The organism is Wenzhouxiangella sp. YN1, from assembly GCF_056324145.1.
The window spans coordinates 138532-163492 of record NZ_JBJNIO010000148.1 but is presented as its reverse complement, the minus strand read 5'-3'; the positions used below and the strand labels follow the sequence as shown (position 1 = coordinate 163492).

Genomic DNA, 24961 nt, shown 5'->3' with positions numbered 1-24961 from the left:
TTCAAACCAGCATGATCAGAAGCATGACCGCCTACGCGCGGCGTTCCGGGAGCCTTCAGGTGGGCCAGCTGACCTGGGAGCTGCGCTCGGTCAACCAGCGCTATCTCGAGCCGCACCTGCGTCTGCCCGAAGACTTCCGTGCTCTCGAGCCGGGGGTCAGGGCTCGCCTCAAGGAGCGCCTGGGCCGGGGCAAGGTGGAAGTCTCGCTCAAGTTCCAGCCTGATCCGTCCGCGGCCGCCGCGGATATGCGCATCAACCGGGAGCTGGCGCGAAGTCTGCTCGGTGCGCACGCCGAACTGGCCGAGCTGGCCGGAGGCGGTGTCGAGCCCGATCTGGTGCATCTGCTGCAGTGGCCCGGGCTGATCGAGCAGGCAGATGGCGATATCGAGTCGGCTTTCGAGCCCGCCATGGCGCTTTTTGGCGAAGCCGTCGAGGATCTGATTGCCGCGCGCGAACAGGAAGGCCGTGCCATCGCGGCCATGCTCGAGCAGCGCCTGGCCGGCGTCGCCGAGCAGGCCCGAACGGTGCGCGAACGCCTGCCGGCCATTCGCGAGGCGGTCGACACGCGTTTGCGAGAAAAGCTGGCTGCTGTCGATATCGACGTCGAACCCGGCCGCATCGAGCAGGAAGTCGTCATGCAGCTGCACAAGCTCGATGTCGACGAGGAGCTGGATCGCCTCGATGCGCACGTGGCCGAAATCCGGCGGGTGATGGCCCGCGATGAGCCGGTTGGCCGGCGGCTGGATTTTCTGATGCAGGAGCTCAACCGCGAAGCCAACACCCTGGGCTCGAAAGCCACCCTGGCCGAGGTCGGACAGGCGGCCGTCGAGCTCAAGGTGCTGATCGAGCAGATGCGTGAGCAGGTGCAGAATGTCGAATGACGGCGAGCTGTTTCTGGTGGCCGCACCCAGCGGCGCCGGCAAGACCAGCCTGATCAATGCGCTGATGCAGCGCTGCCCGGAGCTGGCGCTGTCGGTGTCCGATACCACCCGGCCGGCACGCGCCGGTGAGGTTGACGGCGAGCACTATCATTTCGTCTCCGCCGAGGATTTTCGGGCTGGCATCGGCAGGGGCGACTATCTTGAACATGCGCAGGTGTTCGGCAACCACTACGGCACCCGGCGTGACCGGGTCGAGGCGCTGTGGGCCGCCGGCCGCGATGTGCTGCTGGAAATCGATGTGCAGGGCGCAGAACAGATCCAGCGCTCGTACCCGGATGTGTGCACCATCTTCGTTCTGCCGCCGTCGATGACGGTGCTGGCCGAACGGCTGCGCGCGCGCGGCTCCGACGCGCCCGAGGTGATCGAGCGGCGCCTGGCCGGTGCCCGGCGCGAGATCATCGCCTGCGGCAATTTCCGCTGGCTGATCGTCAACGATGAATTCGAACAGGCCCTGGCCGACCTGCTGACGATTGTGCGCGCCTGGCCGCTGCGCTGTCGGCGCCAGCAGGCGCAGGTGGATCGACTATTGGATGAATAGCGACGCCAGCGCTACAATAGGCGGCTGAATTGTGGCTACGAGCCGGGATCGGACGCGATCCGGGCGACCTTTTGGAACAACCTCCGGAGTAGAAACAAACCATGGCAAGAGTCACCGTAGAAGACTGTATCGAGGCGGTGCCCAATCGCTTCGAGCTGGTCATGTCCGCCGCCCAGCGCGCCCGCATGATCGCCAACGGCGCTGACCCGCTGGTGGAAGAAGAATCCGACAAGCCCACCGTGATGGCCCTGCGCGAGATCGCTGAAGGGGTGGTCAACGAAGAAAACATCGCTCAGCTGCAGGCCGAGCTGGACGCCCGGCTGGCGGCCATGCAGGCTGACGTGCCGGTGCCGCCCGAAGACGACCCGGTTTGAACCGGCGCTGACTGAGCGCACGCATTCGAGGTGCCTGTCACCGAGCCGGCACATCGTTACCCTGAAGTCGCCATGTTGCCCGCCCCGGTTCGCGAACTGAGAGACCTGCTCAATACCTATCTGGAACCGCAGCACGTGGCGGTAGTGCTGCGCGCCTACGAGGCCGGTTCGAAAGCGCACCAGGGCCAGAAACGCCGCTCGGGCGAAGACTACATCACCCACCCGGTGGCGGTGGCGCACATCCTGGCCGGCATGCGGATGGATTATCAGACCATCGCCGCGGCCATTCTGCACGACACCATCGAAGATACCGAGCTCGAGCGCGACGACCTCGTCGAACAGTTCGACGAGCAGGTCGCCAAGTTTGTCGACGGGGTCACCAAGCTCGACAAGATGAAGTTCCGCACACGCCAGGAGGCGGATGCAGAAAGCTTCCGCAAGCTGCTTCTGGCCATGAGCCGCGATCTGCGCGTGATCTTCATCAAGCTGGCCGATCGGCTGCACAACATGCGCACCATCGGCCACATGACGCCTGCCGCACAGCGGCGCATCTCGACCGAAACGCTCGACATCTATGCGCCAATCGCCGCGCGCCTGGGCATGAACGAGCTGCGTGAAGAGCTCGAGGCGCTGGGTTTCCAGTACCGCCATCCCAATCGCCATCGGGTGCTGACCCGGCGGATCCGGCAGGGCGCGGGCAATCGGGCGGAGATCATCGACTCGGTCACCGACGCGCTCAAGAAGCGACTCAGCGAGGCCGGCATTCCAGCCCGTGTCGAAGGTCGCACCAAGACCCTCTACAGCATCTACTGCAAGATGCGCGACAAGTCGCTGAGCTTCGATCAGGTGATGGATCGTTACGCGTTTCGCGTCATCACGCAGTCGGAGCCGCACTGTTACCAGGCCCTGGGCGTGGTGCACACGCTCTACAAGCCCCGGCCCGGCAGTTTCAAGGACTACATCGCGCTGGCCAAGCCCAATGGCTATCAGTCGCTGCACACGGTGGTCAATACGCGTTTCGATGTGCCCATCGAGATCCAGATTCGCACCGAGGAAATGGACCTGGTGGCCGAGAAGGGCGCCGCCGCGCACTGGCTCTACAAGGCCACGCCCGATGGCCAGACCGCTGTGCGTGCCCGTGAGTGGCTGCTCAAGCTGGTTGAAACCCAGTCACGCGCGCACGACTCCGTCGAGTTCATGGACACGGCCAAGGCCGAACTGTTTCCCGACGATGTGTTCGTGTTCACGCCGCGCGGCAAGATCATCGACCTCAAGGCCAGATCGACGGCGCTGGACTTTGCCTACGCGATTCATACCGACGTCGGCAACCAGGCCGTGGGCGCGCGCATCGATCGTGAACCGGTGCCGCTCAACACCCCGCTGGAGTCGGGCCAGACCGTCGAGATCGTGACCCGGAAAGGCGCCAGCCCGCAGCCGGAGTGGCACGAGTTCGTGGTCACCTCGAAGGCGCGATCGAGCATCCGCGCCCACCTGAAGAATCTGGAGCAGGCCGACTCGGTGGCGATTGGACATCGCCTGCTCGACCAGGCCCTGGCGCGCCGCGGTTTCTTTCTGGAAGACATTTCGCAGCGGCGTCTGGATCGCTCCCTGAAGAAACTCAAGCTCGAACGCCTTGAAGACCTGCTCATCCGCATCGCCCGCGGCGAGATGCTGGCGCGCGTGGTCGCTCACAAGCTGCTGCCGCTGACGCAGCGGCGAACCAGCGAAGAACCCGAGTCCGAGGCGCTGACCATCGGCGGCACCGAAGGCAGCGCCATTGATTACGCCAACTGCTGCCATCCGATCCCGGGAGATCCCATCATGGGCTATCTCTCGCCGGGCAAGGGGCTGGTCATTCACCGGCAGCGCTGCCCCAACGTGCCCGAGCTGCAGAAAGACCACTCCGAGCGCTGCATCGAGGTTGGCTGGGCGCCGGTGATGGCGGGGCGATTTGCCGTGCGGCTGAAGGTCATCACCGTCAATGGCCCCGGCGTGCTCGCCGCGGTGTCGGCCCGTCTCAGCGAAGTCGGGGCCAACATCGAGCGCGTCGAGCAACCGTCCACCACCCGCGAGACGGCCACCTTGCAGTTCACCCTCTCGGTATCGGGCCGCGACCAGCTGGCGCGCGTGATGCGCCGGCTGCGGCGCAGTCGCTATGTGCTCAGGGTGAGTCGCGAAATTGCCTGAAGCCGCCAGGCAGCTCGAAAGGGCCTCCGGGTCGGCAGCTCATGCTTATACTGGGCGCGATCCTGTGGAACTCGTCCTGAGCCCCGATGGGTTTTGTTTGAAATATTCGTGTTTCGAATTTGTCTCGGACTTGGTGCTTCGGATTTCGAACTTTCGTGCCTGCTAACACCCGGAGATTCTGGATATGCCAAAACAACCTGTAAAAACGTCCTCGGCTCCCGCGGCCATCGGCCCCTATTCCCAGGCCATTCGTGCCGGCAACACGGTTTATGTTTCCGGTCAGATTCCGCTCGACCCGGAAAGTGGCGAGGTTATCGAGGGTGATTTCACCGCCTTGACCAACCGCGTGTTCGACAACCTCGCCGCGGTGGTCGAGGCCGCCGGCGGCCGCATGGATGACATCGTCAAGCTCAATATCTTTCTCACCGATCTATCGCATTTCGGCACCGTCAACGAGCTGATGGCCGAACGCTTCTCCGAGCCTTATCCGGCACGTGCGGCCATCCAGGTCGCGGCCCTGCCCAAGGGCGTGTCGGTGGAGATGGACGCGGTGATGGTGCTTGCGGACGGCTGACGGCGGTCTGCCGGGGCGGTTGCGGCGTGGCGGGCAAGGGCTTGCGTGAGGTTTCCGAGCTTGACGGCGTGGGTCCCCAGGTGGCCTCGCGCCTGAAAGCGCTGGGCATTGTCCGCGAGCTGGATCTGCTGTTTCACCGCCCGCTGCGTTATGAGGACCGCACGCGCATCGTGCCGCTGGGCCGGCTGCGGCCGGAAACGCGATCGCAGGTGGAAGGCCGCGTCGTTCACCAGGAGATCGTGCAGCGCCGCCGGCGGATGATGCTGGTGACCCTGGCCGATGATACCGGCCAGCTCACGCTGCGCTTTTTTCGCTTCTACCCCTCGCAGCAGCGCATGTACCGCCAGGGCAACCGCGTGCGCTGCTTTGGCGACGTGCGCTTCGGGCCCCAGGGTTTCGAGATGGCGCACCCGCAGTGCCAGGTGCTGGGCGACGACAAGCCGGCGCCGCTGCCGAAGCATCTCACTGCCATCTACCCGGTGACGCGGGGCCTGGCGCAGGCCACGCTGGCTGGCCTGATCGACGGCGTGGTCGAGCGCCTGCTGGCTGATCGGATCGAGCTGGCCGATCCCCTGGCCACCGCGCTGACCCAGCGTGGCGGGCCGGCCCTGCTCGCGGCGCTGCGCGTCATCCACCGCCCCGGGCCCGAGGAAAACCTCGACGCCTTGATCGACGGCCAGCATCCGGCCATACAGCGCCTGGCCACCGAAGAGCTGCTGGCCCATCATCTGGCGCTCACGCGGCTCAACCGGGCCCGTGCCCGCCAGCGCGCGCATGCTCTGGTGCCTGATGAGCGCTTGCAGGGTCGGCTGCTCGAGATCGTCGGCTTCGAGCCGACCGGCGCCCAGAAACGGGTCATCGGCGAGATCGTGGCCGATGTTGGCGCCAGGCAGCCGATGCGGCGCCTGCTGCAGGGTGATGTCGGCTCGGGCAAGACTCTGGTGGCCGCCTGCGCGCTGCTGGCCGCCGCCGCCAGCAAACGCCAGGCGGCGATTGTCGCTCCCACCGAGATTCTCGCCGAGCAGCACTACCGAACCTTGTCACAGTGGCTCGAGCCGCTGGGTATCGAGCCGGTGTGGCTTGCCGGCAAGGTCAAGGGCAAGGCGCGCCGCCAAGCGCTGGCGCGCCTGGCCGAGGGTGCGAGCATCGCGATCGGCACGCATGCGCTTTTTCAGGAAGGCGTGGAGTTCAACGACCTGGCCCTGATCGTGGTCGATGAACAGCACCGCTTCGGTGTACACCAGCGCCTGGCGCTGGCTGCCAAGGGCAGCGAAGGCGCGCGCTCGCCGCACCAGCTGGTGATGACGGCCACGCCCATTCCGCGAACGCTGGCGATGACCGCCTACGCCGGCCTGGAAATTTCCGTCATCGACGAGCTGCCGCCGGGGCGCAAGCCGGTGACCACCGTCGTGCTCAGCGAGGGCCGACGCGAGCAGATCATCGAGCGCTTGCGTTCGGCACTCGGCGAGGGGCGGCAGGCTTATTGGGTGTGTCCGCTGATCGAGGACTCCGAGCTGCTCGCCGCCCAGGCCGCTGAATCAACCGCCGACGCGCTGTCGGCGGCGTTGCCGGAGTTCACCGTCGGGCTGATCCACGGGCGCATGAAGCCGGCGGAAAAACAGGCGGTGATGGATGCCTTCGCCGGGGGCGAGATTGCCCTGCTGGTGGCCACCACGGTGATCGAGGTCGGCGTTGACGTCCCCGCAGCCAGCCTGATGATGATCGAAAACGCCGAGCGCCTCGGACTGTCCCAGCTGCATCAGCTGCGCGGCCGGGTGGGCCGCGGCAGCGAGCAGGCCGCCTGTGTGCTCATCTACAGGCCGCCGCTGGGAAAGATCGCGCAAAAGCGTCTGGAGACGATGCGCGAGACCACCGACGGCTTCGTGATCGCCGAACGCGATCTCGAGTTGCGTGGCCCCGGCGAGGTGCTCGGAACGCGCCAGACCGGCATGCTGCGTTTCCGCATCGCCGATCTGGCGCGCGATGCTGATTTGCTCGAGCCGGTCAAGGCCCTGGGCGAGTCGCTGGATGTGGCCGCCGCGGATACGGTCATCGAACGCTGGCTCGGCGATGCCGAGCAGTTTGTGGATGTCTGAGCGGGGGTTGAAGCCGGTCAGCGTCGGGTGCTGACGTCGGCAAGCCATTAACCCGGCATCAAAGCAGGTTGCATTCAGACGCGCTGTGCATCCTTGCCGGTCAGTTCGAGCAGCTCTGGCGTCACCTGGATGATGGTGTGGCGGATTTCCTTGCTCAGCACCAGCTTGGCGTCGCGGGTGAAGCGCTCGAGCCGGCCGCCGAAAACCAGGCAGTTGTCCTCGTCTCGTGCGAGAAAGCCACTGGCAAACATCGCCTCGATGAACTGGCGAAACAGCGTTCGGTCGTAGAATTCCGGCGCTTCGAATTCGTGCAGCAGCGACAGCCGTTGCGCGGCCAGAATGCACAGCTGTTCAAGCTGGCCGCGGCTGAGTCGGCCTGATCCGTTCTTGACCAGAACCGCCATGGTGATGAAATAGCGCTCGAAGGTCTGCAGCAGCGAGCCCCCCAGAAGGCGCAGATAGTAGCTCTGATCACTGCCTCCGGGCGCGCGCTTGATGTCGTCGCCGGTCACTCGCAGCAGCTGGAGTTCGATCAGGGTCTCGAGGCAGCGCTCGACGATACCGTCGAGCTCCTCGGGCGTCCAGGGCAGGAACAGTTCCTTTTGCAGAAACGGATAGACCGTGCGACTGAGGTCCTTCAGGCGCGCGCGGCGCACGCGCTGCGTGTTGAGAAAACAGCTCGCGATCCAGGCGCTGATGGCCAGCAGATGCGCGGTATTGTTGCGGAAGTAAGTCAGCAGCACCGCGCGCGTGGCGTCGGTGCGAATGATGTCGCCGAGACGGTGCTGCTGACGCTCGATGATGCCCAGCTCCAGCCCGTATTCGATGATCTGCCCTGGCGTCATGCGGGTCACGGTGACCCGATCCGAATAGCCGGTCAGCTCGATGATGTTCTTGAGCATGCCGATCATCATTTCCAGATCATCTTCGTCGAGGGCATGCTTGCGGCTCGCCAGCAGCGCGGTGGCCAGCAAGTTGACGGGATTGACGTCCGCGCTGCGGTTGATGTTGACCATGATGCGCTCGGCCAGGTCGTCAACCACCTGGTTGAGCCAGGGCGGCTTGCTGCTGCTGTCGGCCGTCTGCGCGCGCCACTCGACCTCGTGTCCATCCAGCAGTTCGGCCAGCTGAATCGGTTCGCCGAAGCTGACGGTGACTTCACCGTAGTTCTTGCGCAGGATGTTGATCAGATTGCGAAAGTCCGACAGCGACTCCGGTTTTTTCTGCTGGCCTGACAGCTCGGCAATATAGGAGCTGCCTTCGGCGAGACGCTCGTAGCCGATGTAGACCGGCTGGAACATGACCGGTTTGGTGGGGTTGCGAAGGAATGCGCGTACGGTGATCGAGAGCATCCCGCCCTTGGGCGGCAACAGCCGGCCGGTGCGGGAGCGGGTTCCTTCGATGAAGTATTCCATGGCCACGCCGCGATCGAGGATGAGGGCGACGTACTGGTTGAACACCGCGGCATAAAGCGGCTGCGAGCGGAACGAGCGGCGCAGGAAAAACGCGCCGCCGCGACGCAGCAGCGGCCCGACCAGAGGCATGTTGAGATTGACCCCGGCGGCGATGTGCGGGGGCACGAAGCCGCGGTGGTAGAGCAGGTAGGACAGCAGCATGTAGTCGATATGGCTGCGGTGGCAGGGAACATAGACGATCTCCTGCCCGGCCTGGGCTTCGCGGAATGCGCTGAAGTGCCGCACCGCCACGCCGCGGTAGATCCGGTTCCAGAACCACGTCAGCAGCAGGTCGGCAATGCGTATGAAGGCGTAGGAATAGTCAGCCGCGATCTCGCGGGCGTACTTGCGCGCCAGCAGTTCGGCTTTCTCCGTGGCGATGTCATCGCGACGGGCTTTGGTGGCAATGGCTTCCTGGACCGCGTCGGAGCGCACCACGCGCTCGACCAGAGTGCGTCGATGAGAGCGGTCGGGGCCGATGGCGGCGGTGCGCACGCGTTTGAAATGAACGCGCAGAAGCCGGCTGATGCGCCCCAGCGCCTGGGCGTTGTCCTCGGTTTCGGCGAGCACTTCGCCCACCTGTACCGGCTTGCCGAACTGGACCATGGTTGCGCGCCCGTTGATCAGGGTCGAAAACAGCCGACGCAGGCGTCCGGCCTCCGCCCAGTTTTCGCTGAACAGGATCTTGAAGACGCTGTCCTCCTTGTCCGGCGCCCGCCCGATGAGCACAGTGACCGGCAGGATCTGTATCGGCGCCAGGGCGTCGCGGTCGGCCGATTCCAGCATCCGTCGCAGCATCTGCGGATACCGCCGCCGCTGCGGGCGCCGCAGGAAAAGGCCGCCGTAGCGCCGTGAGGCGCTGTAGGAACGCGGCAGCTGCTCAGAGCCGCGCCGGAACGGCCCCGCGGGACGTGACCAGTCCAGCTTGTCGCAGACCTGGTCGACAATCAGCAGCGAGGACAGCGCATAGGTATCGAGGACGTAGAACACCGGGCGCTCGGGGTCGATGCCGAGCTCGCTGAGATCTTCGGGCAGCACGGTCGAGCGCACCCACCAGTGGAGAATGCGTCGGAGCAGGTTCAGCCAGGCGCGGTACAGGCGCGCCGGCCAACCGATTGCGGGGGCGGATCGCTGCATGACGAGATCGGGATTCGGGGCCGGTCAGTTTACCATCCGGCCCGCCAGACCGGACTGGCACAGCGCAGAAAGAAAGGCCGGGCAACTGCCAGCAGCTGCCCGGCCAACCGGCTGAGCCGGAGAGGACTGTTTTTCGTTGTTGATCGCGGGGGCGCGGCTGGCGATGCCGTACTTGCCTCCCTCAAGCGAAATCATATACCAGGGTCGGGTTATTAATCAACCTACTCATGAGTGTCTTGCAAGCCGCTGAAATACTTGGAGATTTCCTCCTGCATGCCGGCGGCTGCGGCCGCCGGGTCGCCGGCATCGCGAATGGGGCGGCCAACGACGATGTAGTCGGCGCCGGCAGCGAAGGCCCGGGCGGCGCTGAGCGTGCGCTTTTGCTCGTCGTTGGCGACCGGTCGGATGCCGGGGCAGACGGCTACCAGGCGCTCATCGACCTGCTGGCGCAGGGCGGCGACCTCCAGCCCCGAAGAGACCACGCCGCTACAGCCCAGGTCAAACGCGCGGCGGGCGCGCGAGAGCACCAGGCTTTCCACATCGCAGTCAAAGCCGAGATCATCGAGATCGCCCTGGTCCAGGCTGGTCAGCGCGGTGACGGCCAGAATGCCCACTTCGCCGCGGTTGGCCACCGCCTCGGCGAGCATGCCGTCATTGCCGTGCACGGTCAGAAAATCAACGTCGCGGCGAGCCAGTTGCGCGGTGGCACGGCCCACCGTCGGCGGAATGTCGAACAGCTTGAGGTCGGCAAAGACCCGCTTGCCGGCCTGCTTGAGCTCATCGGCCAATTCGAAATAGCCGCCGCTGAGGAACAGCTCCAGCCCAAGCTTATAGAAGTGCACGTGGTCACCAAGCTGCTTGATGAGCTGTCGGGCACGGTCGACATCGGGCACGTCGAGGGCGAAGATCAGGCGTTCAGCCGTGGGGATATCGTGGCGATTGTCAGGCAGGGTCATGAAAGTGCTCCAGGATGTGTGCGGCGATCCGCTCGGGGTGGCGCATGTGAAGGTGATGGCCTCCGGGGCAGCTCAGCGTGGCCGGACGCGGGCCCAGCGCCGCCAGACGCCGCTGGAACAGCGCTTCATCCAGCAGGCCGCTCATTGGCTCGGAGTAGATGTTGAGCGCCGGTGCCTTGATACAGGCAATCAGATCGATGACCTGCGCTTCGGTATAGCGGTGCGCCGTGGGCCAGGTCAGGCGCAGGTCGTGGCCCCACTGCCAGCCACCGCTGACCTCGATGAGGCCGCGCTCGGCCAGCAGGCGGGTGGCCGTGGTGTCCAGATCGTTGCCCTGTTGGCGTGCGGCGATGGCGTCGTCAAGCGTTCGGTGTACCCGCCGGGGCCGCGGTCGCGAGCGCGCCACCGCCGTTTTCCAGTGTTCGGCGGTGCTCTCGGCCGGCGCTGAAAGCGGGCCCAGGCCCTCGATCAGCGCGAGCGAGCGCACGCGTTCGGGTGCCGCAGCCGCAACCAGTGTCGCCACCGCCCCGCCCAGCGAGTGGCCGAGCAGGTGGGCCCGCTGCCAGCCCAGATGGTCGAGCACGGCCAGAACATCGAAGACGTAGTCGTCGAAGTGGTAACGCGCGCCTTCGGGGCGGGGCGCCGAAAAGCCGTGGCCGGGCAAGTCGATGGCGATCAGATCGAGGCCGTCGAGATGGGGGCTCAGCGGCAGAAAGGAGTGTGCGTTATCGAGCCAGCCGTGCAGCGCCAGTACGGGTATCTCGCCGCGCCGGCGGCGCAGCGCGGCGATGCGGCCATCGAGCAGCTCGATCGGCTCCATCAGTCCAGACGCTCCAGGTTGGCGTAGGCCAGCACCAGCCATTTCTGACCGGCGGTTTCAAAGTTGATCTGTACCCGGGCGCCGGCGCCACTGCCCTCGACATTGACTACCGTGCCGATACCAAAGCGTTCGTGGCTCACCGTCGAGCCCAGTCCGAACTCGTGTTCGACTCCAGGCTGCGCGTCGCCCGAACCGAAAGCGGTGCCTTGCAGCCGCGACGGACGCGGTCGTACTTCCTCGGTCAGTTCGCGCGGCAGCTCGTCCAGGAACCGCGAGGGGTAGCTGGTGGTGGTCTGGCCGTGGAGCATACGCGATTCGGCATAGCTCAGATATAGCTGCTGCATGGCCCGGGTCATGCCGACGTAGCACAGCCGTCGCTCCTCGGACAGGCGGCCGGGCTCCTGGGCCGATTTGTGGTGCGGAAACAGGCCTTCTTCCATGCCCGACAGAAACACCAGCGGAAACTCCAGTCCCTTGGCCGAATGCAGCGTCATCAGCTGGACGCAGTCCTGCCACTGTTCGCCCTGGTGTTCGCCGGCCTCGAGCGCGGCCTGCGCCAGGAAGGAGGCCAGCGGGCTCAAGCCCGCCTGCTCGTCTTCCAGCGGCTGGTCGAAGGTCTCGGCCGCGCGGATCAGCTCGGTCAGGTTTTCCTCGCGTGTTTCGGCGCGATCAGGCGCCTCGCGTTGAGCGTACCAGCGCGCCAGGTCGGCGGTCTCGACTACCGCCGACATCAGCTCGCCCAGCGAGCTGTCACGGGTGCGAAGATCGAGCGCGTCGATGAGTTCCAGGAACTGGGCTACGGCGTTACCGGCGCGCGCAGCGAAAGCGCCGCTGTCGCGCATGGCCGTGGCGGCGGCAAACAGGGAGGTGCCGGCCGCCCGTGCGTGCTCGCGGATGGCGGCAACCGTGCGTTCACCGATACCGCGCGCCGGCACATTGACCACGCGTTCGAAGGCCGGGTCGTCGCCGCGATTGTGAACCAGCCGCAGATAGCCCATGGCGTCCTTGATTTCGGCGCGCTCGAAGAAGCGCTGGCCGCCGTAGACGCGGTAGGGAATGCCTTCGGCCAGCAGCTGATGCTCGAACAGGCGCGACTGCGCGTTGGAGCGATAAAGCACCGCTGCTTCTGACGCCGTGCCTCCCTGTTCCAGCCAGTCGCGGATACGGGCGACCACGAACTCGGCTTCCTCCTCGGCGCTGAAGGCAGCAAAGATACGGATCGGCTCGCCGCTTTCGTCTTCGGTCCAGAGGTTCTTGCCCATGCGCTCGTCGTTGTGGGCAATGACCCGGTTGGCGGCCTCGAGAATGGTTGCGGTCGAGCGATAGTTCTGTTCCAGGCGCACGACAGCCGGGGCGAAATCACGGGCAAAGTCCGCCACGTTTTCGACCCGGGCGCCGCGCCAGCCGTAGATCGACTGGTCATCATCGCCGACCACGAACAGCCGGGAGCGGTTGCCGGCAATGATTCGCACCAGCGCGTACTGCAGCTTGTTGGTGTCCTGAAACTCGTCGATCATGATGTGGCCAAAGCGATCGCGGTATTGCTGCTGGCGCGCCGGATTGTCGCGCAACAGCTCGAGCGTGCGCAGCAGCAGTTCGGCAAAATCCACCAGGCCGGAGCGTTCGCAGTAGTCCTGATAATGGCGATAGATGGCGACCTGCGTGAGCGCATGCGGGTTATCGAAGGGTTCGATGTTTTCCGGCCGTCGACCTTCATCCTTGTGGTGGTTGATCAGACCCTGCATCTGGCGGGCGGGATATTCGCCCTCGTCGAGCTCCATGTCGCGGATGACTCTGCGGATCAGCCGGTACTGGTCCTCGCTGTCGAGAATCTGAAAGGTGTCGGGCAGGCCGGCATCGGCAGCATGCATGCGCAGAATGCGATGGCAGATGCCGTGAAAGGTGCCGATCCACAGCCCGTCGGGGCGCAGGCCCAGCAGCTGGCCGACGCGCGCGCGCATCTCGCCGGCGGCCTTGTTGGTGAAAGTCACCGCCAGCAGGCTCATGGGGCTGATGTGGTGAACCTGGATCAGCCAGGCAATGCGATGCACCAGCACGCGGGTCTTGCCCGAGCCGGCGCCGGCGAGCACCAGCACATGCCCGTCCTCGGCGGTGACGGCTTGGCGTTGCGCGTCGTTGAGCTCCTCGAGCAGGTGGCTGACATCCATGGCGATCAGCGGCTGCGGTCAATGGCCCGGAAGCCGATATCGCCGCGGTAGAAGCCGCGCTCAAAGCCGATCCGGGCAATCCACTGGTAGGCCAGAGCCTGGGCCTGTTTCGGAGTTTCGCCCAGGGCACAGAGCGCCAGCACGCGACCACCGCTGGTGATCGCGTGGCCGTTTTCGTCCGCGGCAGTGCCGGCGTGGAAGACCTTCACATCAGCGGGGAAATCGGTTTCCAGGCCCCTGATCGCGTGCCCCCGGTCATAGTGTTCGGGGTAGCCGCCGGCGGCCATGACCACCGCCAGGGCGGTGCGTTCATCCCAGACCGGATCAACCCGATCAAGCGTGCCGGCAAGCGCGTGCTCGACCACCTCGACCAGGTCCGATTGCAGGCGCATCAGGATCGGTTGGGTTTCCGGGTCGCCCAGGCGCACGTTGAACTCGAGCACTTTCGGCCCGCTGGCGGTGAGCATTACCCCGGCATAGAGGAAGCCGGAAAACGGATGGCCGTCGGCTGCCAGGCCAGCGAGTGCGGGTTCGATGACCTCGTCGATGATGCGCTGGTATGCGGACTCGTCGACCGCGGGCGCGGGCGAATAGGCGCCCATGCCGCCGGTGTTGGGGCCGCGGTCACCGTCGTCGCGGCGCTTGTGGTCCTGGCTTGAGGCCATCGGCAGATACTGCCGGCCGTTGGCAACGACAATGAAGCTGGCTTCTTCGCCAAGCAGCAGCTCTTCGATCACCACCCGCCGGCCGGCTGCACCGAAGGCCTGCCCGGAAAGCATGTCGGTGAGCGTGCGGCGCGCCTGCTCCTCGGTTTCGACGATCACCACGCCTTTGCCGGAGGCCAGACCGTCGGCCTTGAGTACCACCGGCAGGCCGATGCCCTGAATCAGCTTCATGCCGGCATCGACGTCCTCGACCACGCCAAAGGCGGCCGTCGGGATGTTGTGGCGCGACATGAACTCCTTGGCAAAGGCCTTGGATGATTCCAGCTGTGCCGCCGCGGCGTGCGGGCCGAAGCACTTCAGGCCGGCCGCTTCAAAGCGGTCGACGATACCGGCCGCCAGCGGTGCCTCGGGTCCGACCACCGTCAGTGCGATGGCTTCCGATTGCGCCAGCTCGATCAGTGCGTCGATGTCTTCGACGCCCACGGGCGCATTGCGAATGCCCGGTTCGGAGGCCGTGCCGGCGTTGCCGGGCGCGACGATGACTTCGTCGACGCGGTCCGATTGAGCCAGCTTCCAGGCCAGCGCGTGCTCGCGGCCGCCACCGCCGACGACGAGAAGTTTCATTGGGTATTCCGATGTCTGTGTGCCGTCTTATTGTACAGCGGCTGCCCGGGCCATCCGGGCGTTCGGAGGCGCCGGAAATGATCAAATTCCAAATACCAATTTGCGAACAAATCTCGATGTTTGAAATTTCAATGACCGAAACGAAACAAGCCTGACCGGATGGCGCGGCGGGTTGGTCGAGGCCCGATGGCAGTTTGGGCCATTGGTACTTCTGTCATTCGAACTTGTTTGGTACTTGGTGCCTGGAATCTGAAAATCACTGGCGCTGTCGATAGCCGCTGCGGGCGACGCCCCGGAGGCTTCGCCTAGTGCCTGAAGTGCCTCCGCCCCGTCAGCACCATCGCCATGCCGTGCCGGTTGCAGGCGTCGATGACTTCCTGGTCGCGCCGCGAGCCGCCGGGCTGGATGACGGCCCGGATGCCGCGTTCGGCGGCGGCCTCGATGCTGTCGGCAAACGGGAAGAAGGCGTCGGAGGCCATCACGGCGCCGTCCAGCGACAGCTCGGCCTCACTTGCTTTGAGTGCGGCGAAGCGGGCCGAGTCGATGCGGCTCATCTGGCCGGCACCGATGCCCACGGTGGCCCGGTCACGGGCGTAGACGATGGCGTTGGAGCGCACCAGGCGCACCGCCGCCCAGGCAAAGCGCAGGTCATCGAGCTCGTCGTCGCCTGGGGCTCGTTCGGTCACGACGTCGAGTTGGGGCACGGTCTGCCAGTCGTCCGCAGCCTGGACCAGCCAGCCACCGTCGATGGCGCGCAGCTCCAGTGGCTGGGGGGCGGCGTCACCGGGCGTGAGCACGCGCACGTTGGGCTTGTCGGCCAGGATTTGTCGCCCTTCGCTGCTGATTGCCGGGGCGATCAGTACTTCCATGAAGTGCTTGTTCAGGCGGGTGGCCAGCGCGGCGTCGACCTCTCGATTGACCGCAATGATGCCGCCAAAGGCCGAGGTCGGATCGCAGGCCAGGGCCCGGGCGTGGGCTTCGGCAACCGTGTCGCCTTGGGCCACGCCGCAGGGGTTGGTGTGCTTGACGATCACGCAGGCCGGGGCCTGGCCAAGGCTGTTCACGCCCGCCCAGGCGGCGTCGGCGTCGAGAAGGTTGTTGTAGCTCAGCGCCTTGCCCTGCAGCGGCTGGCAGCCAGCCAGGCCGCGTCCGCCGTGCCCGCGCAGGCCATAGACGCCGGCGGCCTGATGCGGGTTCTCGCCGTAGCGCAGCGGCTCGATGACATCGAGCGCCAGGTTGATTCTTGGCGGCAGCTCGCTGTCGCCATCGCGAGCCGACAGCCACTGGCTGATCTGGCCGTCGTAGGCGCAGGTGTGTGCGAATGCCTGGGTTGCCAGGCGGCGGCGCTCGTCGGCATCCGGCCCGTCGGGTAGCGTGTTGACGAAGGCGGGGTAGTCGTCGGGATCACACAGCACGCACACATCGGCATGGTTCTTGGCCGCGGCACGCAGCATGGCCGGGCCGCCAATATCGATGTTCTCGATCGCTTCCGAGAGCGTGCAGTCGGGCTGGGCCACGGTGTCGGCAAAGGGGTACAGGTTGACGACGACCACGTCAATGCGGTCAATGCCGTGCTCGTGCATGGCCTCGGCATCACGATCGCGTCGTCCCAGAATGCCGCCGTGGATTCTGGGGTGCAGCGTCTTGACGCGGCCGCCCATGATTTCGGGAAAGCCGGTGAGCTGGTCGACCTGGGTGACTGTCAGCCCGGCCCGGGTCAGGGCTTTTGCCGTGCCGCCGGTCGACAGCAGCCCGAAACCGGCCTGCTGCAGATGGCGGGCCAGATTCTCCAGGCCGCGCTTGTCGGACACGCTCAGCAGCGCCCAGCGTCGTGTCGATTGGTTCATTGGTTTGCCTCGGGGGGGTGCTAGTCCAGGCCGTAGCGCTGGATGCGGTGGCGCAGGGTGGTGCGGGTAATGCCGAGCATGCCCGCCGCCCGCGACTGATTGCCGCCGGTATGCTCGAGCACGGTGGCGACCAGCGATCGCTCGGTCTCGCTCATGATCAGGCGGTGCAACTTGTCCGGTGGCGTGTCACCCATGTCTTCCAGGTACTGGCGCACGACGGAGCCTACGAACTCCTGCAAGCACGGGCCCTGGTCTGGCTGCTTTTCGGACAAGCTTCGAATCCCTCTAAAGACTTGGCGGATCGGCCTTGGCGTCGAACCCGAAACCATAGCACATTGCCGCCGCCTTCATCAGTGAAAACGCATCTGGAAGCCGGCCGGTTGGCTGGTGCCGACAACGAATTCCAGCAGCAGCGGCATGACCACGCCGGCCGGCAGGCCGCGTTCGATGGCCTCGCTGTCGCGCAGGTACTCCTCGGGGCTGAGGCGGCGCACGCCCAGTATCTGCTGGCTGGCGTCGTAGAAGCGTACCTCGATGATCGGGTACGGCACGGCCGAGCTGGCCTGGTTGCGCAGGCTGGCGCTGATGATCACCGCGTCGTTCAGGCTGGGGTGCGGGTGCAGATCGCGCGAGACGATCTGGATTGTTTCGTCGGGGTTCAGCCCGGCATCGGGCTGAGCCGAGCTGCCCAGCCAGCGCGCCACCGGGGAGCCCGGTGTTTGCCACAGCATCCACAGCTGAACGAGCAGCACGATTGCCAGCACGGCGCTGGCGGTCAGCCACGGCCAGCCGGCGCTGTCGCGGTCTGCCTTCTGGCCTTCCGGATCCGACAGCAGATCCGCCTCGATCCCGGCTTCGATCGATTCCTCCGGTGGATCGAAATGCTCGACCGGCAGCTCGGCCTGGATCATGTCGGGGTGCTCGAGCATGGGCGGCATGCCGCTGCCGCGCAGTGGCTCCCGGTCTGAATCCGGATGGTGGTCGAACAGCTCGGAGAGGCTGTTGAAGGTCTTGCCGCAGTTGCCGCAGCGCACGACGCCGGCAGCCTCGGCGAGCGTGGTCGCCCGCATTTCATAAACGGCCTGGCAGGAGGGGCAGCGGGTGTACACCGCCGATGGATCAGGAGTCATCTTGCGGGCTTGATCCGGTCAACTGGCGGTAGCGCTCGAGCCGGTCTGCCATGCGCTCGCGGGCCTGGGTTTCGCGTTCGTCCAGGCGCGCGAGGTCATCGCGCAGGCTGCGCAGTTCGGCCCGCGTGTCGTCAATCTGGGTCTGCAGCTTCGCGGGGACGGCCTGGCCCTCACGATTTCGGCGCGCCGCTTGGCTGATCAGCTTCTCGAAGCGGATCTCGACCAGGTCGAGCGCCATCCGGGTGGACACGCGCTGACTTTCAATGCCGGCCCGTCGGGCTTCGAAGGCGTTGCGGATATCCTGTTCGCTGTTGTAGGTGGCCAGCAGCATGCGATCCTGCACCCGCCGCCGGTGCTCCTCGGCGTCGCGGCGCGCCTGCTCGGCACGCTGCCGGCGGCGCTCGGCGATCTGTTCGGGCGTGAGCTTGGGCTCGACGCGCTCGCGAACCGTGCCGTCGGGCCCCAGGCGCACGTAGCCGTAATCCTTGTATTCCGGCGGCACCGACTGGCCATAATGCGTCTCGCCCTTGTCGTCGACCCAGCGATAGACCGACTGGGCCTGAGCGGCCGCCGCTGCCAGCAGCAGGCACAGAGCAAGGGGCTTGAAGCAGTGACGCATATCGAGCCTACACGCCATGACGCTGCTGGTAGCCAAGCACGGCATCGAGGTCGGACGGCGGATGGTCGCGCGCACTCAGCCAGTCGATGAGATCCTGCAGGCCGGCGATGGATACCACGCGCAAACCGCGGTCCTCGACACGCTGCACGGCCGAGTGGTCGTCTTCGCCGCTGCGCTCCTGCCGATCGAGCGCGATGGCCACGCCTGCGGCCGTGGCGCCGGCGGCGGCAATAATGCTCAGCGATTCCCCGACCGAAGTGCCGGCGGTGATGACATCGTCGACGATGAGCACGCGGCCGGCCAGCGGTGCGCCGACCAGCATCCCGCCTTCGCCATGGTCCTTGGCTTCCTTGCGGTTGTAGGCAAACGGCACGTCGATATCGTGATCGCGCGCCAGGCTCATGGCGATGGCCGTGGCCAGCGGTATGCCCTTGTAGGCGGGGCCGTAGAGCATGTCGAATGCGATGCCGGAATCCACGATGGCGTCGGCGTAACATTGGGCCAGCACGGCGACCGCCGCCCCCGAGCTGAACTCGCCGGCGTTGAAGAAATAGGGGCTGTCACGACCGGATTTCAGCGTGAAGCGCCCGAAGCGCAACGCCTTGCGTTCAAGGGCAAGGTCGAGAAAGCGGGTTGTCCAGGGCTTGAGCATGATTCCATTCTATTGGATTGCCGGTTCAAGGTCATGCCCGGCGGCGTCATCGAGCCGCCAAGCACGCAGGATGCCGCACCCGGGCGGCAGGCGCTTGGCCTACCATACGGGGCTGTCCCATCGCTTGTCCGGATCTGATGCGCATCATCTCGCTCAACGCCAACGGTATTCGTGCCGCCCATCGCAAGGGTTTTTTCGACTGGTTGAAAAAACAGGATGCCGATTTTGTCTGCATCCAGGAAACCAAGGCCCAGCACTGGCAGCTGGCCGATCGCGACTTCTTTCCCATTGGTTATCACTGTTATTACCATGACGCCGAGAAAAAGGGCTACTCCGGCGTCGCCCTGTATTCGAAACACCAGCCGCAGCGCGTGGTCTACGGCCTGGGCTGGGATGAGTTCGACCGTGAAGGACGCTGGCTGCAGGCCGACTTCGAAAACTTGAGCGTCATCTCGCTGTACCTGCCTTCGGGCACGTCGAAGGACGAGCGCCAGCAGTTCAAGTTCCGCTGTATGGAGCGCCTGCGCCCGCACCTGGAAGAACTGGCCGGGCACGATCGCGACTACGTCATCTGTGGCGACTGGAACATCGCCCACAAGGAAATCGATCTGAAGAACTGGAAGAACAACCTCAAGAACTCCGGTTTTCTGCCGGAGGAGCGCGCTTGGCTCGACGAGGTGTTCGGGCCGGTCGGCATGGTCGATGTCTTCCGCCGGATCGATCCGGAGCCGGATCGCTTTACCTGGTGGTCCCAGCGCGGGCGGGCGCGTGAAAACAACGTCGGCTGGCGCATCGACTACCAGATTGCGACGTCGGGGCTGGCCGAGCGTGCGCGCGCGACCGAAATCTATACCGGCGAGAACTTTTCCGATCACGCGCCGCTGATCATCGACTATGACGAGTGACACCGCCGGCCTGGGCTGGCGGCGGGCATGGGCGGTGTATACCCGCCCGACCGTATTGCGCATGCTGCTTTTCGGCTTTTCCGCCGGGCTGCCCTTCATGCTGGTGTTTTCCACTCTGACGGCCTGGCTGCGCGACGAAGGCGTTTCGCGCACGGCCATCGGCTTTTTTGCCTGGATCGGCATCACTTACTCGGTCAAGGTCTTCTGGTCGCCGGTGGTCGACCGCATTCGCCTGCCGTTGCTCACGCGCGTTTTGGGTCAGCGCCGCGGCTGGATGCTGCTGGCGCAGTGCGGCATCATGGCGGGTCTGGCCGGGATGGCGCTGAGCGACCCGGTCACGCAGCTTGTCCAGGTGGCGTTGCTGGCCCTGCTGGTGGCTTTTTCGGCCGCTACCCAAGACATCACGATCGATGCTTTTCGCATCGAGTCCGACGAAGATGAGTTCCAGGCCGCGCTGGCTGGCACCTACGTGCTCGGCTATCGCATGGCCATTCTCGCCACCGGCGCCGGCGCCCTGTACATTGCCGACTTCGTCAGCTGGACCCTGGCCTATCTGGCGATGAGCGCCCTGGTGCTGGTGGGGGTGGCCGCCGTCCTGATTTCGCCGGAGCCGAGCTCGCTCGAGCGCCTCGACATCGAGCGCGACCCGCTGGTGCGCGGCTACCGGCAGCGCTCGCGTCTTTCCGGGCGGCTCCAGGACGTTGGTGCCTGGCTGACCGGCGCGGTGATTGCACCGCTGGTGGACTTCTTTCGCCGTCTCGGCTGGCTGGCGCTGCCGGTGCTGGCCCTGATCGGTCTGTTCAAGGTGTCGGATATCTCCATGGCGGCCATGGCCAATCCGCTCTACCTCGATCTGGGCTTCAGCTTGAGTGAAATTGCCACGGTGACCAACGTGTTCGGCATCGTCATGACCATTACCGGCGGGCTGCTCGGGGGCGTGCTGGTGGCTCGCTTCGGTCTGCTGAAGATGCTGCTGGCCTCGGCGGTGATCGTAGCGGTCACCAATCTGCTGTTTGCCTGGCTGGCGACCATCGGGCCGCAGCTCTGGGCGCTGTTCATGACCATCGGCGCCGACAATCTCGCCAACGGGCTGTCGGCGACGGTGTTCATCGCCTGGCTGTCCTCGCTCGTCTCGCGTCGCTATACGGCCACCCAGTACGCGCTGTTCAGCTCCTTCATGACCCTGCCGGGCAAGCTGCTCGGCGGGCCCTCGGGCTGGATTGTCGATCACGCCGGCTACGTCTTCTTTTTCGTGTACGCCTCGGCGCTGGGCATTCCCGCCGTCCTGCTGATTCTGTGGCTGATGCAGCGCCGCTATCAGCCCGGACTGGCCTGACGCTTGCCGGGCGCGCTCAGCGCATGAACAGACTTCCGGCCGGAATCGGACGTTGCGCCCCGGTCACGCTGCGGGTATCCATGCGCCTGCCTTCAAGGTGGCAGCGTGCCAGCCAGGCAAACAGCGTGGCCTCGACATGGTCCGGGTCGAGGCCGTATTCCGTCGTCCTTGCAACGCGCAGCCGGGGCAGGCGGCGGCGGATGCGCTCGACCAGGTGGGCGTTGTGCACGCCCCCGCCGCACAGCAGCAGCGGGCTGTCGTCGGCCGGCTGTGCACTGGCAATGGCCCCGGCAAGCGCAGCGGCGCTGAATTCCGCCAGCGTGGCCTGAATGTCGGCCGGGCGTTCATCAGCCCAGCTCGGCAGCCGCTGATCGAGCCATTGCGGGCTGTAGTACTCGATGCCGGTGCTCTTCGGGGCAGGCGCGGCAAGATAGGGGTCGCGCAAAAGCGCATCCAGCCAGCCGCTGTCGACGCGGCCCGTGGCGGCCCAGCGTCCGGCGCAATCAAAGCCGGCGTCGGCATGGTGGCGGCGGTACCAGCCGTCGAGCAGGCAGTTGGCAGGGCCGGTGTCGAAGCCCCGGGTCGGCTGGCCCGGTGTCAGTACCGTGAGGTTGGCGATTCCGCCCAGGTTGGCAACCAGGCGGGTTTCGGATGAATGGCGAAACAGCGCGTCGTGCAGCAGCGGTGCCAGCGGCGCGCCCTGGCCGCCGGCGGCCAGATCGGCGCGACGAAAGTCGGCAACGGTGGCGATGCCGGTTCGGCTCGCCAGGCGCCAGGGGTCGCCGATCTGCAGCGTGAACGGCGGCTCTTGTCCGGGATGATGAATGATGGTCTGGCCGTGCGAGCCGATGGCGCGAACCTGGTGCGGGCGCCAGCCGGCCAGGTCGATGGCCTGCAGCGCCGCTTCGGCCAGCGCATCGCCAAGCCGTGCGTCCAGCCAGCCGCAGTCGGCCACCGGGCAGGCGTCGGGTGCTCGACGAACATCGAGAAGCGCTGCAAGCAGGGCCGGCTCGAAGGGCCGGGTGAGCGCGGCATCAAGCCTGGGCCAGGCGCCCGAGAAATCGACTGCCACTGCGTCGATGCCGTCCATGCTGGTGCCGGAGATCAGCCCGACGTAGCGTTCGCCGGGCGGGGTCGCGGGCACTTCAGCAGCTGCTGCCGACGTCCCGGCAGCCCTCGGCCTTGCTGTGCGCCAGCAGGGCACCGGGGACGGTGAGTGTGTCCAGCCGCGCCAGCAGGCCGTCGCTCAGCTGGGCAAAATCGTCCATGTGCTCGTCCGGCAAGGGGTCGGCGGGCGGCAAGTCCACGGTGCGCGGGTTGCGGTGCACGCCGTTGACCAGAAACTCGTAGTGCAGGTGCGGCCCGGTGGCCAGGCCGGTGGATCCGACCCGCCCGATGGTTTGTCCCTGGCGAACCCGATCGCCGCGCTTGACCAGCTTTTTCGACAGGTGCAGATAGCGCGTGGTGAAGTTGTTGCCGTGCTGGATGAAGATGTAGTTGCCGTTGGCGCGGGTGTAACCGGCCTGAATGACCTTGCCTTCACCGGCCGCCCAGACCGGGGTGCCGGTCGGCGCGGCATAATCGGTCCCGTTGTGCGGGCGCACGCTCTTGGTCACCGGGTGCAGCCGGCGTGGGTTGAAGTTGGACGACACCCGGGTGAAGTTCAGCGGCGTGCGCAGAAAAGCCTTGCGCATGGGGCGGCCGTCGGGAGCAAAGTATTGCGGGCCGCTGCCGGTATCAAAGCGCACGGCCTCGAAGTCGTCACCGCGGTTGACGAAGCGGGCGGCCAGAATCTCGCCATCGCGCAGATACTCGCCCTCGCGCCAGACCTCTTCATAGATCAGGGCAAATCGGTCACCGTCGCGAATATCGAGGGCGAAGTCGATATCCCAGCCGAAGATCGTGGCCAGGCGCATGATCATGGCGTCGGACAATCCGGCCTGCCGCGCGTCGAGGTAGAGCGAGTTGTCGATGGTGCCCGAAGCCTCGACGATGCGCCGCTCGAGGTGGCGCGGTTCGGTGCGGGTGGTCAGGCCTTCCTCGTCGCGCTCGATGAACAGCCAGGCATCTTCGTCAAGCTCGGTGCGCAGCGCACGAAAGCTGCCGTCGGTCTCGATATCGAATGCGAACTCGTCTCCGGGTCGAATGCGGGCCAGGTTGCGGGTCTGCGAGGTGGTGGTGACGATCTCGTGCAGCAGGCCGGCGCTCAGGCCCAGATCCCTGAATACGCGCTCGAGCGTCTGGCCGGGCTGGATCTCGACGATCCGCCAGTTGTCATCGAGAACCTTTCGGCTCGAATCGGGCGACGTGGGGGTCTTGGCCGCCGGCAAAGAAGTCACCGTCGCCAATGCCGGCGGTTCTTTCTCGGACGCTGGTGGGCGCGGCAGCTCCAGCGGCCGGACGCTGGCCGCCGGCGAGCCTTCGGGGCCACCGGGAATCAGCGAGACCACCAGGCCCAGAGTCATCAGACCCACGGCCGCCAGGCTGACGTGCGGGCGCTCGTGCGCGGCCTGCAGGCAATGGCGGCTGATCTCCCGGCTCTTGTTCAGGGCCGCCCGGCTCAGTTCCTTCAAAGCGGTCCGATTCGGCTTCCGACCCCGCTGGGCGGGGCGGACACGGCCGGGTGTGGCCATGGTTTTTCTGCTCATGCGTGACGAACTCAAGGCTGCAAACCCGGTAACATTACCGATTTCCGGTCGGGCAAGTCAACGCGTACGTGCTCGCACGGCAGGACAACCAGCATCGAAGGCAGCAAAAAGTGACGAATATCAACGAGCTTCTTCGCGGCGCCGCTGAGGTCATCCAGGCCGACGAACTCGAAAAAAGACTGGCCGAAAATCGCCCGCTACGAATCAAGGTGGGTTTCGATCCGACCGCGCCGGATCTTCATCTGGGGCACACGGTCATTCTGAACGCGATGCGCCGCTTTCAGGATGCCGGCCACGAGGTGATCTTCCTGATCGGCGACTTTACCGGCATGATCGGCGATCCCAGCGGCAAGAACATCACCCGCAGGGCCCTGAGCGAAGACGATGTCCGCGCCAATGCGCAGACCTATCGCGAGCAGGTCTTCACGGTGCTGGACCGCGAGCGTACCGAGGTGCGTTTCAATTCCGAATGGTTTTCGGCGATGAGTGCGGCCGACATGATTCGCCTGGCGTCGCAGCACACGGTGGCGCGAATGCTCGAACGCGATGATTTCGAAAAGCGCTACCGCGCCGGGCAGGCCATCGCCATCCATGAGTTTCTCTACCCGCTGGTGCAGGGGCAGGACTCGGTGGCGCTCGAGGCCGACGTCGAAATGGGCGGCACCGATCAGAAGTTCAATCTGCTGGTCGGGCGCCAGCTGCAGCAGCAGGCCGGCCAGCCGCCTCAGATCATCATCACCTGGCCGCTGCTTGAGGGTACCGACGGGGTGCAGAAGATGTCGAAGTCGCTGGGCAACTACGTCGGCATCACCGAACCTGCCGACGAAATGTTCGGCAAGATCATGAGCGTATCCGACGAGCTGATGTGGCGCTGGTTCGAGCTGCTCAGCTTCCGCACGCTGGACGAAATCGAGGCGTTGCGAAAAGGCGTCGCCGACGGCGGCAATCCGCGCGACGCCAAGTTCGCCCTGGCGATGGAAATCGTCAGCCGCTTTCACGGCGAAGGCGCTGGCGACAAGGCACGCGATCAGTTCATCGCCCGTTTCCGCGGCGGGCAGATGCCCGAAAACATCGATGACCATGAGCTTGACGGTCCGATCGGGTTGCCGGCGGCGCTGACCGCCTGCGGGCTGACGGCGTCCAACTCCGAGGCCTTTCGCATGCTCAAGCAGGGTGCGGTCAAGATCGACGGCGAAAAGATCAGCGATCGAGACCTCAGGCTCGAGACCGGCTTCAAGGGCGTGCTGCAGGTCGGCAAGCGACGCTTTGCGCGCCTGACGGTCGGCTGAC

21 protein-coding genes are annotated in these 24961 nt (G+C 65.7%); 9 read left to right on the top strand and 12 right to left on the bottom strand.

Annotated features, from left to right (window positions below):
- Positions 1 to 23 precede the first annotated feature (23 nt).
- The 6 genes from ACEWQZ_RS09505 to recG all read left to right on the top strand — a co-directional run bounded on the left by ACEWQZ_RS09505 (position 24) and on the right by recG (position 6710).
- A complete protein-coding gene (locus tag ACEWQZ_RS09505) occupies positions 24 to 881 on the top strand; it encodes a YicC/YloC family endoribonuclease (RefSeq protein ID WP_476482854.1) in 858 nt (285 codons plus the stop codon).
- Complete coding sequence (gene gmk, locus ACEWQZ_RS09500; protein WP_476482853.1) at positions 871 to 1479, top strand: guanylate kinase; 609 nt, start codon at positions 871 to 873, stop codon at positions 1477 to 1479. The genes ACEWQZ_RS09505 and gmk overlap by 11 nt, the downstream gene beginning before the upstream one ends.
- Positions 1480 to 1580: 101 nt before the next feature.
- On the top strand, positions 1581 to 1853 hold the full coding sequence (gene rpoZ / locus ACEWQZ_RS09495; protein WP_476482852.1) for a DNA-directed RNA polymerase subunit omega: 273 nt from the start codon (positions 1581 to 1583) through the stop codon (positions 1851 to 1853).
- Between the two features lie 72 nt (positions 1854 to 1925).
- Positions 1926 to 4040: a RelA/SpoT family protein gene (locus tag ACEWQZ_RS09490; RefSeq protein ID WP_476482851.1), complete on the top strand. Its 2115-nt coding sequence runs from the start codon at positions 1926 to 1928 to the stop codon at positions 4038 to 4040.
- Between the two features lie 184 nt (positions 4041 to 4224).
- Complete coding sequence (locus tag ACEWQZ_RS09485; protein WP_476482850.1) at positions 4225 to 4614, top strand: RidA family protein; 390 nt, start codon at positions 4225 to 4227, stop codon at positions 4612 to 4614.
- Between the two features lie 41 nt (positions 4615 to 4655).
- A complete protein-coding gene (gene recG, locus ACEWQZ_RS09480) occupies positions 4656 to 6710 on the top strand; it encodes an ATP-dependent DNA helicase RecG (protein ID WP_476482849.1) in 2055 nt (684 codons plus the stop codon).
- Between the two features lie 74 nt (positions 6711 to 6784).
- Here recG and plsB read toward each other — a convergent pair whose 3' ends face one another.
- The 10 genes from plsB to pyrE form a co-directional block, all read right to left on the bottom strand.
- Positions 6785 to 9301, bottom strand: coding sequence for a glycerol-3-phosphate 1-O-acyltransferase PlsB (gene plsB / locus ACEWQZ_RS09475; RefSeq protein WP_476482848.1), 2517 nt, complete (start codon positions 9299 to 9301; stop codon positions 6785 to 6787).
- A gap of 221 nt (positions 9302 to 9522) precedes the next feature.
- A complete protein-coding gene (gene pyrF, locus ACEWQZ_RS09470; protein ID WP_476482847.1) occupies positions 9523 to 10257 on the bottom strand; it encodes an orotidine-5'-phosphate decarboxylase in 735 nt (244 codons plus the stop codon).
- The gene (locus tag ACEWQZ_RS09465) at positions 10244 to 11077 is read right to left on the bottom strand and encodes an alpha/beta fold hydrolase (protein ID WP_476482846.1); all 834 of its coding nucleotides are present in this window, start codon (positions 11075 to 11077) and stop codon (positions 10244 to 10246) included. The genes pyrF and ACEWQZ_RS09465 overlap by 14 nt, the downstream gene beginning before the upstream one ends.
- Positions 11077 to 13245, bottom strand: a complete 2169-nt coding sequence (gene uvrD / locus ACEWQZ_RS09460; protein ID WP_476482845.1) for a DNA helicase II — start codon at positions 13243 to 13245, stop codon at positions 11077 to 11079. The genes ACEWQZ_RS09465 and uvrD overlap by 1 nt, the downstream gene beginning before the upstream one ends.
- Positions 13246 to 13250: 5 nt before the next feature.
- Positions 13251 to 14534: a phosphoribosylamine--glycine ligase gene (purD, locus tag ACEWQZ_RS09455; protein ID WP_476482844.1), complete on the bottom strand. Its 1284-nt coding sequence runs from the start codon at positions 14532 to 14534 to the stop codon at positions 13251 to 13253.
- Positions 14535 to 14839: 305 nt separating this feature from the next.
- The gene (gene purH, locus ACEWQZ_RS09450; protein WP_476482843.1) at positions 14840 to 16381 is read right to left on the bottom strand and encodes a bifunctional phosphoribosylaminoimidazolecarboxamide formyltransferase/IMP cyclohydrolase; all 1542 of its coding nucleotides are present in this window, start codon (positions 16379 to 16381) and stop codon (positions 14840 to 14842) included.
- A gap of 20 nt (positions 16382 to 16401) precedes the next feature.
- Entirely contained in the window at positions 16402 to 16653 is a 252-nt protein-coding gene (locus ACEWQZ_RS09445; RefSeq protein WP_476482842.1) for a helix-turn-helix domain-containing protein, read from the bottom strand.
- 78 nt (positions 16654 to 16731) lie between these two features.
- Positions 16732 to 17511: a zinc-ribbon and DUF3426 domain-containing protein gene (locus tag ACEWQZ_RS09440; protein ID WP_476482841.1), complete on the bottom strand. Its 780-nt coding sequence runs from the start codon at positions 17509 to 17511 to the stop codon at positions 16732 to 16734.
- Positions 17501 to 18130, bottom strand: a complete 630-nt coding sequence (locus tag ACEWQZ_RS09435) for a DUF4124 domain-containing protein (protein WP_476482840.1) — start codon at positions 18128 to 18130, stop codon at positions 17501 to 17503. The genes ACEWQZ_RS09440 and ACEWQZ_RS09435 overlap by 11 nt, the downstream gene beginning before the upstream one ends.
- Before the next feature lie 7 nt (positions 18131 to 18137).
- The gene (gene pyrE, locus ACEWQZ_RS09430; RefSeq protein WP_476482839.1) at positions 18138 to 18782 is read right to left on the bottom strand and encodes an orotate phosphoribosyltransferase; all 645 of its coding nucleotides are present in this window, start codon (positions 18780 to 18782) and stop codon (positions 18138 to 18140) included.
- A 137-nt stretch (positions 18783 to 18919) separates the two neighbouring features.
- Here pyrE and ACEWQZ_RS09425 point away from each other — a divergent pair, with 137 nt between their 5' ends.
- Positions 18920 to 19687 carry an exodeoxyribonuclease III gene (locus tag ACEWQZ_RS09425; protein WP_476482838.1) on the top strand — a complete coding sequence of 256 codons (768 nt, stop codon included), beginning with the start codon at positions 18920 to 18922 and terminating at the stop codon, positions 19685 to 19687.
- The gene (locus ACEWQZ_RS09420) at positions 19677 to 21023 is read left to right on the top strand and encodes an AmpG family muropeptide MFS transporter (RefSeq protein WP_476482837.1); all 1347 of its coding nucleotides are present in this window, start codon (positions 19677 to 19679) and stop codon (positions 21021 to 21023) included. Before ACEWQZ_RS09425 ends, ACEWQZ_RS09420 begins: the two co-directional genes overlap by 11 nt.
- Positions 21024 to 21039: 16 nt before the next feature.
- Here the strand turns inward: ACEWQZ_RS09420 and ACEWQZ_RS09415 are convergent, their stop codons facing one another.
- Together ACEWQZ_RS09415 and ACEWQZ_RS09410 are read right to left on the bottom strand one after the other, a co-directional pair.
- Complete coding sequence (locus ACEWQZ_RS09415) at positions 21040 to 22167, bottom strand: anhydro-N-acetylmuramic acid kinase (protein ID WP_476482836.1); 1128 nt, start codon at positions 22165 to 22167, stop codon at positions 21040 to 21042.
- A 1-nt stretch (position 22168) separates the two neighbouring features.
- Positions 22169 to 23596, bottom strand: a complete 1428-nt coding sequence (locus tag ACEWQZ_RS09410) for an OapA family protein (RefSeq protein ID WP_476482835.1) — start codon at positions 23594 to 23596, stop codon at positions 22169 to 22171.
- A 185-nt stretch (positions 23597 to 23781) separates the two neighbouring features.
- On the opposite strand from ACEWQZ_RS09410, the gene tyrS reads away from it, so the two are divergent.
- Complete coding sequence (gene tyrS, locus ACEWQZ_RS09405; protein WP_476482834.1) at positions 23782 to 24960, top strand: tyrosine--tRNA ligase; 1179 nt, start codon at positions 23782 to 23784, stop codon at positions 24958 to 24960.
- Position 24961: the final 1 nt, after the last annotated feature.

Coding starts and splice junctions, on each gene's coding strand:
- ACEWQZ_RS09505 (WP_476482854.1), top strand. CDS start 24: ATGACCGCCTACGCGCGGCGTTCCGGGAGCCTTCAGGTGGGCCAGCTG.
- gmk (WP_476482853.1), top strand. CDS start 871: ATGTCGAATGACGGCGAGCTGTTTCTGGTGGCCGCACCCAGCGGCGCC.
- rpoZ (WP_476482852.1), top strand. CDS start 1,581: ATGGCAAGAGTCACCGTAGAAGACTGTATCGAGGCGGTGCCCAATCGC.
- ACEWQZ_RS09490 (WP_476482851.1), top strand. CDS start 1,926: ATGTTGCCCGCCCCGGTTCGCGAACTGAGAGACCTGCTCAATACCTAT.
- ACEWQZ_RS09485 (WP_476482850.1), top strand. CDS start 4,225: ATGCCAAAACAACCTGTAAAAACGTCCTCGGCTCCCGCGGCCATCGGC.
- plsB (WP_476482848.1), bottom strand. CDS start 9,301: ATGCAGCGATCCGCCCCCGCAATCGGTTGGCCGGCGCGCCTGTACCGC.
- pyrF (WP_476482847.1), bottom strand. CDS start 10,257: ATGACCCTGCCTGACAATCGCCACGATATCCCCACGGCTGAACGCCTG.
- ACEWQZ_RS09465 (WP_476482846.1), bottom strand. CDS start 11,077: ATGGAGCCGATCGAGCTGCTCGATGGCCGCATCGCCGCGCTGCGCCGC.
- uvrD (WP_476482845.1), bottom strand. CDS start 13,245: ATGGATGTCAGCCACCTGCTCGAGGAGCTCAACGACGCGCAACGCCAA.
- purD (WP_476482844.1), bottom strand. CDS start 14,534: ATGAAACTTCTCGTCGTCGGCGGTGGCGGCCGCGAGCACGCGCTGGCC.
- purH (WP_476482843.1), bottom strand. CDS start 16,381: ATGAACCAATCGACACGACGCTGGGCGCTGCTGAGCGTGTCCGACAAG.
- ACEWQZ_RS09440 (WP_476482841.1), bottom strand. CDS start 17,511: ATGACTCCTGATCCATCGGCGGTGTACACCCGCTGCCCCTCCTGCCAG.
- ACEWQZ_RS09435 (WP_476482840.1), bottom strand. CDS start 18,130: ATGCGTCACTGCTTCAAGCCCCTTGCTCTGTGCCTGCTGCTGGCAGCG.
- pyrE (WP_476482839.1), bottom strand. CDS start 18,782: ATGCTCAAGCCCTGGACAACCCGCTTTCTCGACCTTGCCCTTGAACGC.
- ACEWQZ_RS09425 (WP_476482838.1), top strand. CDS start 18,920: ATGCGCATCATCTCGCTCAACGCCAACGGTATTCGTGCCGCCCATCGC.
- ACEWQZ_RS09420 (WP_476482837.1), top strand. CDS start 19,677: ATGACGAGTGACACCGCCGGCCTGGGCTGGCGGCGGGCATGGGCGGTG.